Genomic DNA, 13,550 nt, shown 5'->3' with positions numbered 1-13,550 from the left:
TATTTATTTGCATCCCATATTCATTACGAAAATCCAATCGTGTTTCAAATAACAGAAACAAAGAAAATTATATATATGTAAAAGTGTGAATATAAAACAAAAGATTTAAATAAAATAATGACTTCTCTAGCATGTCCTTGCGCGGGTGGCTCTTTTCATACACTAAACCCACTCCCACACTTAAACCCCACTCCCCAAATACATTAAACCCAACCACCCGTGCAGACAAGTTTTTTCTCGAATTTTTTATGCGGATTTTATTTTATTAAAAATACAAGATATTATTTTGGAGATGCTGATCTTTGCTAACACCGAGAACTTTCCAGTAAATAATATAAAGCTACAAATCAATTACAAGTGAGGTTTGAAAATGTCACTAACAGGAAACATCTGGGGCCTGATCACTTTACTTTCTGTCATATGGGTGGTATATGACGTAATAACCCAGAACAGACGTCTTGACCCAATGAAAAAAATATTATGGATAGTTGTTGCTATGCTTTTTAATATACTGGGAGCTATAGCTTACTATTTCCTTGGTAAGAAATAATACCAAAAAATTTTTTCTTTTTTTAGTAATTACATTTTATTTTTTGTATTGATAGTTAAAAACATAGATGAGAGCATCATCAATTTAGCATATATAAGAAAAGCAAATGTGCATCAGTAAAAAAGAGAAAGATTTCCGGCTTTTGCCGGAAATTAATTTATGTTGATTTCAGATTCAGAAGATACCTGCGCCCATGAACAGTGCTGAGAACAGGATTGCTACCATGTTCACTACCTTGATCAGAGCGTTAAGAGCAGGTCCGGATGTGTCCTTGAATGGATCACCAACAGTGTCACCGACTACAGCTGCCTTGTGAGCTTCTGAGCCCTTTCCACCGTGTTCTCCGTCTTCGATGAGCTTCTTGGCATTGTCCCATGCTCCACCACCGTTGTCCATTGTGAGTGCAAGCAAAAGACCACAGACAATGATACCGATGAGGAGACCACCAAGAGCTGCCGGACCAAGTACAAGTCCTACAATAAGTGGTACGAAGATTGCAAGAGCACCAGGAATTGCCATTTCACGAATAGCTGCTGCTGTTACGATGTCGACACACTTACCATATTCCGGCTTTGCAGTACCCTCCATTATTCCAGGAATCTCACGGAACTGGCGGCGAACCTCGTTTACAATCTTGAATGCTGCCTTTCCTACAGCCTGCATTGTTACAGCACTGAAGACGAATGGAAGCAGTCCACCGATAAAAAGACCTACAAGAACTACTGGCTTACTAAGACTAAGATCTGCACCTGTAAGACCGACCTTACCTGTGTAGTCTGCGAAAAGTGCCAGTGCACCAAGTGCTGCTGAACCAATTGCATATCCCTTTGTGACTGCCTTTGTAGTGTTACCGACTGCATCTAGTGCGTCGGTGATCTTACGTACGTCAGATGGCATACCTGCCATTTCTGCGATACCACCGGCGTTGTCAGTGATAGGACCATATGAGTCAAGTGCTACGATCATGCCGGTTGTTGAGAGCATTGCTGCTGCTGCAATTGCGATTCCATAAAGACCTATTGCAGGACTTGCTGCTCCACCTACAATGAAGAAGGAGGACAGAATACCTGCAATGATAATGATAACAGGAAGTGCTGTACTCTCAAAACCAATTGCAAGACCTGAAATTACGTTCGTACCTGCACCTGTTTCAGATGCTGCTGCAATTGTCTTTACAGGACGGAATGAAGTTGAAGTATAATATTCTGTGAAAACCACCATGAGAACCATGATAATTACACCCACGACGGCTGCATAATAGAAGCTCAAGTCTCCCATGAGGGAAGTTGTAACGAAATAGAAAGCTACAAGACAGAGAATCGCAGAAGCTGCTACTCCTTTATAAAGAGCTTTCATGATCTTTCCATCGCTGCCGACTTTCACGAAGAAAACGGAAATGATAGAAGCAAAGATTGCCACTGCACCAAGAATAAGTGGGTAAAGAATTGCGTTTGCGTATGAATCAAGGATAAGTGATCCAAGAAGCATTGATGCAAGAACTGTTACTACGTATGTTTCGAAAAGGTCAGCACCCATACCGGCACAGTCACCTACGTTGTCACCTACGTTGTCAGCGATCACACCAGCGTTACGTGGGTCATCTTCAGGAATTCCTGCTTCGACCTTACCTACAAGGTCTGCTCCCACATCGGCTGCCTTGGTGAATATTCCACCGCCAACCCTTGCGAAGAGACTGATAAGACTTGCACCGAAACCGAATCCGACTACAAGGTCCACATCACCATAAAGGATGTAGAAACCACTTGTACCAAGAAGTGCAAGACCTACTACTGCAAGACCTGTGACAGCTCCTCCGCGGAATGCAACGGACATTGCTTTCTGCAATCCTTTTGCTGCTGCACTTGCGGTTCTGACGTTAGCCCTTACGGACACGTTCATACCAACGTAACCTGCTGCTGCAGAGCTTAATGCACCAACAAGGAAACCAATGGCTATTTTGTCTCCATGTTCTAGGAGAGCAAAAATAAGAATTGCAAGAATGATAGCAACAACTGCTATTGTTTTATATTGACGATTCAAATATGCCATCGCACCCTCCTGGACGGCACCTGCTATTTCCTGCATTTTCTCAGAACCAGCGTCCTCTTTGAGGATACTGCTTGCAAAAAAACCAGCAAATAACAAACTAATGAGACCAGCAAGAGGGGCAAGATAAATTAATGCTTCCATATATTGAAACTCCTCTCAAAGTTTATTCTGATTTTATTTTGAATATTAAATTTTATTAACGATACTTTTATAATTATTATAACGCAGCAGGTCACTTACAATATGACTTGCTACATAAATGTAACCACGACGGGTATAATACAGATATATACTATATAAAAGTAGGCTGCAATTGAGCACAAATAATATGAATATGTCGATAGGAAATGTAATTATTACATTCCCCCTCCTATTTGCATCAGTTCAAAGTCGATGTCATCAGGTACATCCACTCTGAAAACAAAAACATTGTATCGGGATCTTCTGGCAGAAGATATAGCTGTTTTCTGCTCAGCCGACAATTGTCCGTCTGTACTTGCAATACAAAGTGATTTTTTTGTATCACTTACAAGAAAATCAAAATACTGACCATATGCATTCAGAAATTCCACAAGTTCACTGAGTTCTTCCCAGTTCTCACACATGTGTATGCTCTTTGTGGCAGAATTACTAACATACCAGTCCCTGCTCATGTAAGGATAAGCAGCATACTGATCCCTGAGATCATCATACGCTTTATGTATCTTTGAAAAATCACTTTTCAGGTCTATCCACTTCCATCCCTGTTCGGAAAAATAACGTGAAGCTACAATTGCTACTACCTTTTCCTTGTCTTTTAGATCAAGCTTCATTTTAACACCTGCTGCCTATAATGAGGCTTATGGCATTTAATCTTATATCACTATCTGTATGTTAGTATAATAGAAATCATTCAGAGGGATAATTGAAACAATGAATCATCTCTGTGGATGTCACATTTATGCATTGTATCGGTTCAATATCGATGAGTTCTTCTTTTGTTGCATTCTGCGAGTCTATCTCAATACTACCTTCAATCGAAATAGAAGACCCTGAAAGAACATACCTATTTACCACACTGACCAGTGACTCATGAGATGAGATGATTCTCGGGTCTGAGGAAAGCACAGGTTCAATTGTATTAACATAGATATCCTTGTCTCCACTGTTATAAAATGTCAGGTTGTAATTGTAAACATAAATTGAAGTATTGTTTTCAGAATGACCTGAATACATGGAACCATCTACAAAAATCAGACCTTCCACAGGAACAGGGCCACATGAAAGGTTACTTACACTTAGCCCAATAATGACACCCACAAAAAGAATCAATGTACCGTGCAGAAATCCTTTATCTATCATATTATCCTCTTCACTTATGCTTTTAAGGGTATATTATTCTTTAACAATATCAATTTTTCAATTCAAGATAAACTGAATAACTTACAACAATAATAAATATAGCAATGGGAGCGTGTGTTCTCAAATATGAAAACTGGTTGGTATGGTACAAATTATGAGACGATGGTGGTAATTCTTGCTCCCTTTGCTATAGAATAGTTGGAACCCATACTATATAAAATATAAAGGGTCAGATATAAAAAATATAAAATTGATAATAATAGTGAATATGATAACGCAAGGAATATCTAGCATGAAATAAATATAAAATACTAACATATAATAATTCAATCCATCATTTAATAAACACAAAATAAGGAAATCAAAATGAACTGTAATTCATGCAATTACAAAAAAAACATACCTTTATTTTCGAAATGTGCAGGTATTCCGGGAAGAAACAGAGTTGGGACCGCATATTACTGCAGCCACCCTGAAATGAAGAACCCGGTTCCGGTTATTATGTCCACTGGAAACATTTTAGAAGACTGTCCAATAAACAACAAACATCCGGATATAAAAGATTCAGAAATTACAGACTCCTGAACATCCATTTTCACTTTTAAACTTATTTTACCACAAAAATTGTTCTCTGAATCAGACAAGCCCTTAATTTCAGATAATTGTTTTGAAGTCCATAAATTAATATTCATGGTACATTAAAAAATATACAGAAGAACTCTTCGTAACTACTATAAGTATAAATCAATAGCAACTAATCGTATGGTATTCAAAAGGAGTAGCATACGATGCATAGAACAAATATTATATTTATAATTACTCTTACCGCGTTCATTCTGATAATCTGTGGAAGCTCCGGATGCATCTCTGACAAAAAGATTATGCCATCAGAAAGCACTGAAACAGATAACATTACCCACAATAGTCACATCATAGATGAAACTATAAATGAGACAGAAAGTAATTCAGGTGCTGAAGAGTACACCAATATTAGTGAAGACAAACGGTTTACTGCAGTTACAGACAACAATGGAAGTAATGAAAGTACATACATTGACCATGCCCCAGAACCTGATCCAGTAATCAATCCTATTGATAACTTGAAGATAGCTGCATTCAACATACAGGTATTCGGGGTTACTAAATCCGGAAAAGAGGATGTTATGGACACAATTGTTAAAATAGTCCGCAATTATGATATCATTGCAATACAGGAAATAAGAGACGCATCGCAGACAACTATTCCAATTCTTATGGATAAGATCAATGTTGATGATTTCAATTATGACTATGTGATAAGCGAAAGACTTGGAAGAACATCCTCCAAAGAACAGTACGCATACATATTCAATACTGAAACTGTGAAAATAATCGGAGACCCACAAATATATCCCGAGGTAAATGATACTGACTATTTTCACAGGGAACCCTTTATTGCAGCTTTCAGTTCCACTGAAGGAAATTTTGATGCAGTCCTTATGGTAATCCATACTGATCCCGATGAAGCTACAGAAGAGATAAACGCTCTTGAAGATGTTCTTGAATACTCCAGATACATTTATCCTGAAGAAGAGGATTTTATTATTCTGGGAGACCTAAATGCAGATGGTTACTACTTTGACGAAGATGAAACAAATAATCTGGAAGAGTATGAATGGATAATAAACAATAGTGCGGATACAACAACAAAGTCCACAGATTACAGCTATGATCGTATAATACTGACTGATACTTCAGATTTTACAGGAAACAGCGGTGTATTCAGGTTTGACCTTGAATATGGACTCGATTACAATGAAACGGTTGCAATATCGGACCACTATCCCGTTTATGCAGAATTCATTGCAGTAAATGACATGGATTAAAGATCTGATAAATATAATATCAGCAGAAAGTCTCAGAAAAAAGATGGGACATGCAGAATGCATGTCTCATGATTTAACAAATTTAATTAAATAGCTTGTTTCCAGCTTCTTTAGCTTCTTCCATAAGCTTTGAGTTCTCTTTTGCCTCACCGGGTGCATGGTGCCCCACATCTACAAAAATTCCTTTGACTTCCATTCCAAACATCTGAAGTATCTGTCCGAATTCTTCGAAGACTCCTTTAAAAGCATCCGGCTCGGGATTTCCCTGTGCACTAACAATAATAGCTTTCTTTCCACCCTCGATACGTGGAGTGAAATCAGGATTTACAAGTGCCCAGCAGCGGTCGATTACCTGACGCATCTGACCTGTAAACTGGAAGAAATAGATAGGAGAACCGAAGACAAAACCATCTGCGTTTTTAAGAGCATCATAAACTTCAGTCATATCATCTTTTAATTTGCACCCATCTACTTCCCTGCAGTATGTGCAGCCCTGACAACCTTTTATGTCCATTTCATTTATGTAGAATTTCTCCACATCTGCACCTGCTTCTGAAGCTCCGTCAAGGACCTGCTGGACGAGTACATCTGTGTTACCGTTCTTTCTTGGACTTCCTACAAAACCTACTACTTTCATTTTGATCATTTCCTTTAAGCTATGAATGTTACAGCAGTTAAAATATTCAAAAGGTAAATGTTAAGCACTATATTTATACAAAGTACACTCTTTTTTGGTAGCAACTTACAAAAAGTATAGTTAGAATAAAACTAAGAAATTGAAGGATTAAACTACATGGAAAATACAGCAAATTCCGAATATGGCTGTCCGGTTGAAGCAACTCTTGGAGTTATCGGGGGAAAATGGAAACCACTGATACTATGGCAACTAAAAGAAGAAATACTCCGCTACAACAAACTACAACAGGCATTACCAGGCATATCTCCCAGAATGCTGACAAAACAACTCAAAGAGCTGGAGGAGGACGGACTTGTAAACCGCAAAATGTATCCCGAAATTCCTCCAAGAGTGGAGTACTCTCTTACTGATTTTGGAAAAACTGTCATTCCGGTACTTGAAGCACTGGCACAATGGGGACTCACATATATGGATATTAGACAAAGTGAAAAGTGCCATAAGTAGTATGCATTAAATATAAACCACAAATTATTAAAAGTAGTAGATATAATATGTAATTGGTATAGTGAACATTTGTTCTGAGGTGTGACTTCTTTCTCTGAATCCTCCTGAATGTCTCACCCGTCTTTTCATACGCACCTCAGGACAATTCTTTGATTTTTTTATGGATGATTCCTCATTCTTTCTAAAAAAAGTTGAATTTTATAAACAAGAAACGGATATCGTTTAACTCACTGTAAGTGATTAATACCGAAAAAAAGCTGACAACAATTTAGTTAAAATAAAAAAAGATTCATAAATTAATATCTGATTACCAGGTAAATATTCATAAATAAATAATAACTTTATCAGCTACTGATCATTGAACCAGTTGGCATCATATCATCAGATGGTGCAACACCATGCTCTTTCCTATAAGCTTTTCTTTTGCATTCATCCATTTTTGCCCCTTTACAATACATAGCAATAAAACCACTACATGCTGCCTGTTTGCTGTCCTGGTGCTTGTTGAAGAAACCACATTTTGAAAGTAATTCACACTCTACCATATAAACTCCTCAAATATTATATAAGTATATTTATATATAGTAGTATAAATATCTTTTGTGTAACAGTGCAAACTTATACACAAATCTTAGATATTATCAATCTAAATAAATAAAATAGTAATTGGAGGGATTTACCTCCGTGTTTTCTTTTTATTTTATTAGGAAACTGAAGGATCCTCAACCTTGCCCATGAAAAGAATGCAACCGGTTCTTTTGTCTTCAATGAAGAAAAGGAATGGATGATCAATGAGAAGCTGAACATCATAGAGTATTTCTTCTTCTTCCATCACAACATTAGTTGCTGCAGCTGCTTCTGTTCCTTTCTCATTTACACCGATGTATGCCTGATGTATAACATCCGATATTGACAAACTCATGTCGGATATTCCGGAAAAGTCTGCTACTCCTGAATTGAAAGCATCAACAATACCCATGCTCTGAAGAGGGTCATTCAACTGGGTCTTAGTCTCAAATGTATATTTAGGCATCCATATTTCCAGAATATTATCCTCACTCATACTATTTTTCAACTCATTGTAATCATCAAAAGTGAAACTACTTTCAAAATCCCCAATATTATTTGAAGCCGGCAGGATCACATACATGCTAATGTCACCACCTTTGTATGGTAACTCCAGTATGCTGGCATATTCACCCTTACCATAGTTGAACCGGTCAGCTACAAACATGGTATCAACATCTATTACTGGTCCACTTGAAAGAGTGAATGATCTTTTTCTGGTACCTGCCTCCTCGAATTTATTCAGCCATGTACCATTGAAATACACAGCATTAGTAATTACCAGCCTTGTATCCGGGCTCAAGCTTCTTTCAGAGAGAATGTCAACGATCTTATTGCTGGTCTTATTCTCTACCCAGTCATTGATAATTATCCTTGACTCATCAGTTTCCCCAATAAAATCCAGAGATTCCACTTTTCCATCATAGTAAGTTTCAGCATTGTAAACATACTGACTTTCTAAAGTAAAATCCTCCTGAACCCAGAGTGCATTGGCAGTGTTGAGGACATACTGATCATTGCCTGAGTTAATTGTTGATATCATGGCCTGTGAGCTTTGTTCAAGAATCTGTTTATCAAGCGGATAGTAGAATACATCGGACAGTTGTTCCTGCGTGGAACCTGCTGATCCATCGTAGCAGATAGCCATGGCAGTAAAGATACTGTAAGGAGAGAATATGGTATTATCATTGCTTTTGATCATATTGTACATATCAAATGCAAAAACATTGTTTGCAGTTGCAATGTCATATTCGTTTACAGAATCTGCATTAATTCCTGAGATTACTACAGCTTCCGTACTAGAATCAGAATTTGTACCATCTATACAACCAAAGCCTGAAAGAATCAGGCACATTAATAAGACAATTGTTAATTTCTGAGAACTCATAATAGAGACTTTATCATGTGACTATTTTAAATTATTTAATGCATATTGTATTTATTAAAAAACATTAATACAAATTCAATAATTCCAGACCCTGTTTCAGGAAATAAAATGCAAAGACCATATAGACAAGTCCAAGCAAGCGAATTGTGTAGAGATAGTAATTGCTTTTCAAAAATGATCTTGATCTTCCTACCATCATAGCAATAATGATCTTTGAACCTACCAGCAGAGCATAGAAACCTGCAACAAACAATATAGTTGAAAAGATGCTGGTTTCCTGTGCGTTGAAAAGTATTGGCCCTCCTATTGCAATCCAGAAAAGATAAGGGTGTGGACTGAAAAAATTTACAACAATCCCTTTTTTAAGAGAATTCTCCCTAATGGTTCCAATATCAATATCAATGCTTTCTGTTCGGAAAGATGAAATCCCAAGATAAATAAGATATAGAGAACCTGCCAGACTGATCGTAGCAATAAATGGATCATAATTATCGAATTCCAACAGGAACAGCAGAATAATTGAAACAATAAGTATGTCCGTTACAAAAGGAGATACTGCAACCTTAATTCCAGCTCGTGAACCATGCTGAAGCGATTCTGAGATAGTCATTGCCATTAGTGGTCCCGGAGAAATTCCTGAAGCAAATCCCAGAAATATTCCAGACATTAGAAATTCATTTATCAGAACCATATATTAAATGCGTACTGAGTTTAAACGCTTAAAGTTGTTGATTCAAAGTATCTGAGATATGTCAGACTTTTATAAAACACATATAATGTCAACAGTGGATAATATATATTTATATATATTAAATATACATATGTAATTTCTGAGAGTACGACTAGAAAATTACTCAGGATTATTGATGAAAGCATGAACAGGAACAATGAGTAAATGAAATCAATATCCAATATCAAAGCAAACAAATATCTGGCACTTAAAGTGGCGCTTTTGTATATATTTTTAGCCAGCTTATGGATATTAGCTTCAGATACTGTGCTTGGCTGGATCATAACAAACCCGGAAATGTACATTCTATTTCAGACATATAAAGGAATGTTCTTTGTAATTGCAACCGGATCCCTGCTTTTTCTCTATCTTAGCCCAAAAATAGGTGAACTTAGTAAATCAAGAAAAGATTTGCTTGAGACAGATTCATTACTTAAAAAACGACTTGATTACGAACTGACGACCATTGAATGTATGCGCTTATTGCAGCAACCTGACGACATAGATAAAATAATTCCTGGGATACTGGAAAAAGTCCATCAAACTGTAAGCAACAGCAGGACCTATGTCTTCAGGAACGAGAATGATCCTGAAATTGGACTGTGCATGTCCCAGATCTATGAAGAAGTTTCTGAAGGTATAGAAGCTCAGATAGATAATCCCGAACTACAACATCTTCCATATTCAGAAGGAGCTCCTACGCTTTTATCTGTCCTGCTTTCAGGAGATAATTTTCCACATATAGTTGAAGAACTTGAAGAACCTGAAAGGTCAATCCTCAAAGAACAGGGTATTTTTTCTGTATTGATAATACCTATTTTTACCGGGGAGAAACTATGGGGATTCATCGGTTTTGATGACTGTGATAAAGAACGCAGATGGCATGAAGATGATGTAAATCTTCTGAGAGTTGTTGCAGATGGTATTGGTGAAGCTATTTTGCGTGAAGAATCCGAAAATAAGCTGATAGAAAGTGAAGAAAAACAGGCTGCAATGATAGCAAACATTTCTGATGTTATTGCAATTGCAGACAGGAATGCAGTTATAAGATACAAGAGTGCAAACGTTGAAAAATGGTTTGGCTGGAAGCCGGATGAACTAATTAACAGGGATATGTTTGACAATATCCATCCTGATGACAGGGGAATCGCAAAGGACCTTTTCATGAGTGTTTTAGAGAAAAGCGGAGAAACTGTTTTCTCAAATATCAGATATCGCTGTAAGAATAGCACTTATAAATGGATAGAAGTCATCGGAATAAATCTGTTTGATGATCCGGTGATTAATGGTATACTATTCAATTACCATGATATCACTGAGAAAAAAAAAGCTGAAGATGCACTTCTGGAAAGTGAAAAGAAATTCCGTACGTACATAGAGAACGCACCTTATGGAATATTTATAGTTGATGAAAATGAAACATTCCTGGAAGTAAATGAAACTGCTTGTATTCTAACAGGTTACTCTGCAGAGGAATTAATTGGAATGAATATGTTTTCCAGAGTAGCTCCTGAGTCCAGAGATGAAGCTATTCAAGGTTATCATGAATTAATGAAAAAAGGTTTCGCCAATGTAGAGTTAAGAATTACAAGAAGAGATGAAACTGAATTCTGGATGAGAGTTGATGCAGCAAAGCTTTCTGATACACGATTTATTATGTTCGCAAGTGATATTACAGAAAGGAAAAACGCTGAATATTCACTTATAGAAGCAAAAATGCTTGCTGAAGAGAACAGCAGGATAAAATCTGAATTCCTTGCCAACATGAGCCATGAACTCCGAACACCACTTACAGCAATTATTGGTTTTTCAGATGTCCTTAATGATGAACTGTTCGGAGAATTGAATGACAAACAAAAAAGACATGTGCAGCATATTAATAACGGTGGCAGGCATCTCCTTGAGCTGATAAATGATATTCTTGACCTGTCAAAGATAGAAGCAGGAAAGATGGAGCTGAACCGTGAACTGTTTAACGTGAATGAAATCCTGGAAGATATCAAATCTTCTGTACAGCCACTAGCAGCTAAGAAGAAGATAGACTTTGAAATAAATAATAATATTAAAGTTCAGGAGATATCGGCTGATAAGTTGAAGTTCAAGCAGATAATGTTAAACCTGCTTAGTAACGCTATCAAATTCACACCGAATTATGGTAAAGTTTTGGTCAATGCTACAAAAAAAGATAATGACATAACGGTTTATGTTTCCGATACTGGAATAGGAATAACGAAGAAGATGCAGGAAAATATTTTCAGTCCATTTACACAGGTTGATTCATCAAACAAAAGAAAATACGGTGGAACCGGACTTGGCCTTGCTCTTGTTAAGCAGTTTGTAGAGATGCATGAGGGGAAGATATGGGTTGAGAGTGAAGAAGGAAAAGGCAGTACTTTTACATTTACGATAAAGACCTGAATTAAAAAATGAAATCAGCGATTAAAACTACAAAAAGGCACGTGCACCCCTCAGTAAATCTTGGTTGGTATGCGAGTTCCCGCCAAAGACATGAAATGAACATGTCACCGTGCCTATTTGTGAGATTAGTGAAATGATATTTAAGTTTTTATAAATCATCCTGATTTGTTGAAAATGATGTACAAATATACATTTTATGAAAAGTGATTTTTCCTAAAAATAAGATTTAACTTACAAGAAGATCCATATTTTGCTCAAATATCTTTGAATAGACCTTCATATTCGCCAGTTTATCATTGGCTTTCTCAAGTTTATCCTGCAAATCAAAAATATCATCTTCAAGAACTTTGATGTATGCCATTTGTTGCTCGATCCTGGCATCTTTTTTTATTATATTCAGCTGCTGTTTATGAATTGTAACTTGCTTGCTGATCTCGTCCTCGGTCTTTTGCTTAAGCTCAATGAGTTTCTTTTCACGGGATGAAAAATCTTCTTCCTGTGAAGATAAAGTCTGCTGGAGATGCTTGACATATTCACGTCTGCGTTCTATTTTCTCGGTTTCCACTTCAATATCCAGCTCACCGGAAGAAATCTCCTTTTTTTGTGCAGCTATCCTCTCTGCTTTCAGATCAAGTCGTGTCCTGGTCCTTTCAAGCCTTTTTCGCCTTTGATTGAGAGACATTTCTTCTTCATACAAAGCACGCATAACTCTGTATTGTTCACAGTTCCTTTTTTGCAGGGACTCTTTATCTATATCATATTTGTCCATGCGAGTTGCAAGTTCAGCTTCAAGCCTTAAGAACTCAACACGTTTTTTTTCGTATTCCTGTTTGGCCTGTTTAAGTGAATCGTTTTTAGTAGCAAGTTTTTCATATTCCTTAGCTATCAGTTTTTTGGCTTCGCGGATCCTGTGATATTCATCAATAATATGAGCTTCATCAGTTTTTATTTGCTCCTTCTTCAAAGCAATTTCTGAACGCTTTTTCTCTACTTCATCAAGCTGACTGAAGTATTTAGCTTTGATGTCTTCAAGATTCTGGAGTTGGTTCTGGTAGAAAAGTTCCTCGCTCATGTTCCAACCATTTTGATTACCTAATATAATTCAGAAATACTATTGTCGCACTAATAAAGAGATATTATGTCGATATATAAAAAAAATATGTCCATAATATAGGAATATGACTACGAATATGAACAACATGAAAAATTAATGGCAAAAAATGAATTATTTAAATTAAAATATCAACTATTATTCCAATCAAGAACTCTAAATCCTCCATCATTAAGAATCAATATTATTGTATATTTATCCTTATAAGTAAATTTAAAAAACTGGATGCACATCATTACTATCCAGAATAGGATAAAAAGAAGTTTATTCATTACTTTTTTCTGTGCAGCATTGAGATTTACTTGTTCATCAGTATTTAAAAGACGAGCATGGAATCTATATAGTTATTATAATCCAATAGAATAATAAATAATACCTAATATACTACTTT

Annotated in this window: 13 protein-coding genes; 5 read left to right on the top strand and 8 right to left on the bottom strand. The window is 36.6% G+C overall.

What is annotated here, in order from left to right; translation table 11 throughout:
* Positions 1-370 precede the first annotated feature (370 nt).
* Complete coding sequence (locus tag J2746_RS06575) at positions 371-550, top strand: PLD nuclease N-terminal domain-containing protein (protein ID WP_209618042.1); 180 nt, start codon at positions 371-373, stop codon at positions 548-550.
* Between the two features lie 174 nt (positions 551-724).
* Here J2746_RS06575 and J2746_RS06570 read toward each other — a convergent pair whose 3' ends face one another.
* The 3 genes from J2746_RS06570 to J2746_RS06560 form a co-directional block, all read right to left on the bottom strand.
* Positions 725-2,740, bottom strand: a complete 2,016-nt coding sequence (locus tag J2746_RS06570) for a sodium-translocating pyrophosphatase (protein ID WP_209618039.1) — start codon at positions 2,738-2,740, stop codon at positions 725-727.
* Between the two features lie 215 nt (positions 2,741-2,955).
* Positions 2,956-3,411: a hypothetical protein gene (locus J2746_RS06565; RefSeq protein WP_209618034.1), complete on the bottom strand. Its 456-nt coding sequence runs from the start codon at positions 3,409-3,411 to the stop codon at positions 2,956-2,958.
* Between the two features lie 76 nt (positions 3,412-3,487).
* Positions 3,488-3,940: a hypothetical protein gene (locus J2746_RS06560; protein WP_209618031.1), complete on the bottom strand. Its 453-nt coding sequence runs from the start codon at positions 3,938-3,940 to the stop codon at positions 3,488-3,490.
* Between the two features lie 366 nt (positions 3,941-4,306).
* Here J2746_RS06560 and J2746_RS06555 point away from each other — a divergent pair, with 366 nt between their 5' ends.
* Both J2746_RS06555 and J2746_RS06550 read left to right on the top strand, forming a co-directional pair.
* A complete protein-coding gene (locus tag J2746_RS06555) occupies positions 4,307-4,525 on the top strand; it encodes a hypothetical protein (protein WP_209618028.1) in 219 nt (72 codons plus the stop codon).
* Between the two features lie 203 nt (positions 4,526-4,728).
* Positions 4,729-5,805 (top strand): endonuclease/exonuclease/phosphatase family protein, encoded by a 1,077-nt coding sequence (locus J2746_RS06550; protein WP_209618025.1) that lies wholly within the window; start codon positions 4,729-4,731, stop codon positions 5,803-5,805.
* An 82-nt stretch (positions 5,806-5,887) separates the two neighbouring features.
* On the opposite strand, the gene J2746_RS06545 is transcribed toward J2746_RS06550, so the two are convergent.
* Positions 5,888-6,451 (bottom strand): flavodoxin family protein, encoded by a 564-nt coding sequence (locus J2746_RS06545; RefSeq protein ID WP_245250021.1) that lies wholly within the window; start codon positions 6,449-6,451, stop codon positions 5,888-5,890.
* Positions 6,452-6,598: 147 nt separating this feature from the next.
* On the opposite strand from J2746_RS06545, the gene J2746_RS06540 reads away from it, so the two are divergent.
* Positions 6,599-6,946 (top strand): winged helix-turn-helix transcriptional regulator, encoded by a 348-nt coding sequence (locus J2746_RS06540; protein WP_209618022.1) that lies wholly within the window; start codon positions 6,599-6,601, stop codon positions 6,944-6,946.
* A gap of 344 nt (positions 6,947-7,290) precedes the next feature.
* On the opposite strand, the gene J2746_RS06535 is transcribed toward J2746_RS06540, so the two are convergent.
* The 3 genes from J2746_RS06535 to J2746_RS06525 form a co-directional block, all read right to left on the bottom strand.
* A complete protein-coding gene (locus tag J2746_RS06535) occupies positions 7,291-7,491 on the bottom strand; it encodes a hypothetical protein (protein WP_209618019.1) in 201 nt (66 codons plus the stop codon).
* A gap of 158 nt (positions 7,492-7,649) precedes the next feature.
* Entirely contained in the window at positions 7,650-8,900 is a 1,251-nt protein-coding gene (locus J2746_RS06530; protein ID WP_209618016.1) for a serpin family protein, read from the bottom strand.
* Between the two features lie 64 nt (positions 8,901-8,964).
* A complete protein-coding gene (locus J2746_RS06525; RefSeq protein WP_245250020.1) occupies positions 8,965-9,567 on the bottom strand; it encodes a LysE family translocator in 603 nt (200 codons plus the stop codon).
* 228 nt (positions 9,568-9,795) lie between these two features.
* Between J2746_RS06525 and J2746_RS06520 the strand changes: the two genes are divergently transcribed.
* Positions 9,796-12,048, top strand: coding sequence for a PAS domain S-box protein (locus J2746_RS06520; RefSeq protein WP_209618011.1), 2,253 nt, complete (start codon positions 9,796-9,798; stop codon positions 12,046-12,048).
* 226 nt (positions 12,049-12,274) lie between these two features.
* On the opposite strand, the gene J2746_RS06515 is transcribed toward J2746_RS06520, so the two are convergent.
* Entirely contained in the window at positions 12,275-13,120 is an 846-nt protein-coding gene (locus J2746_RS06515) for a coiled-coil domain-containing protein (RefSeq protein ID WP_209618008.1), read from the bottom strand.
* Positions 13,121-13,550 lie beyond the last annotated feature (430 nt).

The sequence above is a fragment of the Methanolobus bombayensis genome (assembly GCF_017873415.1).
Lineage (GTDB): Archaea > Halobacteriota > Methanosarcinia > Methanosarcinales > Methanosarcinaceae > Methanolobus > Methanolobus bombayensis.
The sequence above is the reverse complement of the archived record's forward strand: the minus strand, read 5'-3'. Positions and strand labels throughout refer to the sequence as shown.

What these genes read in the sequence shown, in the direction of transcription:
- J2746_RS06575 (WP_209618042.1), top strand. Translation starts at nt 371, where the DNA reads ATGTCACTAACAGGAAACATCTGGGGCCTGATCACTTTACTTTCTGTC.
- J2746_RS06570 (WP_209618039.1), bottom strand. Translation starts at nt 2,740, where the DNA reads ATGGAAGCATTAATTTATCTTGCCCCTCTTGCTGGTCTCATTAGTTTG.
- J2746_RS06565 (WP_209618034.1), bottom strand. Translation starts at nt 3,411, where the DNA reads ATGAAGCTTGATCTAAAAGACAAGGAAAAGGTAGTAGCAATTGTAGCT.
- J2746_RS06560 (WP_209618031.1), bottom strand. Translation starts at nt 3,940, where the DNA reads ATGATAGATAAAGGATTTCTGCACGGTACATTGATTCTTTTTGTGGGT.
- J2746_RS06555 (WP_209618028.1), top strand. Translation starts at nt 4,307, where the DNA reads ATGAACTGTAATTCATGCAATTACAAAAAAAACATACCTTTATTTTCG.
- J2746_RS06550 (WP_209618025.1), top strand. Translation starts at nt 4,729, where the DNA reads ATGCATAGAACAAATATTATATTTATAATTACTCTTACCGCGTTCATT.
- J2746_RS06545 (WP_245250021.1), bottom strand. Translation starts at nt 6,451, where the DNA reads ATGATCAAAATGAAAGTAGTAGGTTTTGTAGGAAGTCCAAGAAAGAAC.
- J2746_RS06540 (WP_209618022.1), top strand. Translation starts at nt 6,599, where the DNA reads ATGGAAAATACAGCAAATTCCGAATATGGCTGTCCGGTTGAAGCAACT.
- J2746_RS06535 (WP_209618019.1), bottom strand. Translation starts at nt 7,491, where the DNA reads ATGGTAGAGTGTGAATTACTTTCAAAATGTGGTTTCTTCAACAAGCAC.
- J2746_RS06530 (WP_209618016.1), bottom strand. Translation starts at nt 8,900, where the DNA reads ATGAGTTCTCAGAAATTAACAATTGTCTTATTAATGTGCCTGATTCTT.
- J2746_RS06525 (WP_245250020.1), bottom strand. Translation starts at nt 9,567, where the DNA reads ATGTCTGGAATATTTCTGGGATTTGCTTCAGGAATTTCTCCGGGACCA.
- J2746_RS06520 (WP_209618011.1), top strand. Translation starts at nt 9,796, where the DNA reads ATGAAATCAATATCCAATATCAAAGCAAACAAATATCTGGCACTTAAA.
- J2746_RS06515 (WP_209618008.1), bottom strand. Translation starts at nt 13,120, where the DNA reads ATGAGCGAGGAACTTTTCTACCAGAACCAACTCCAGAATCTTGAAGAC.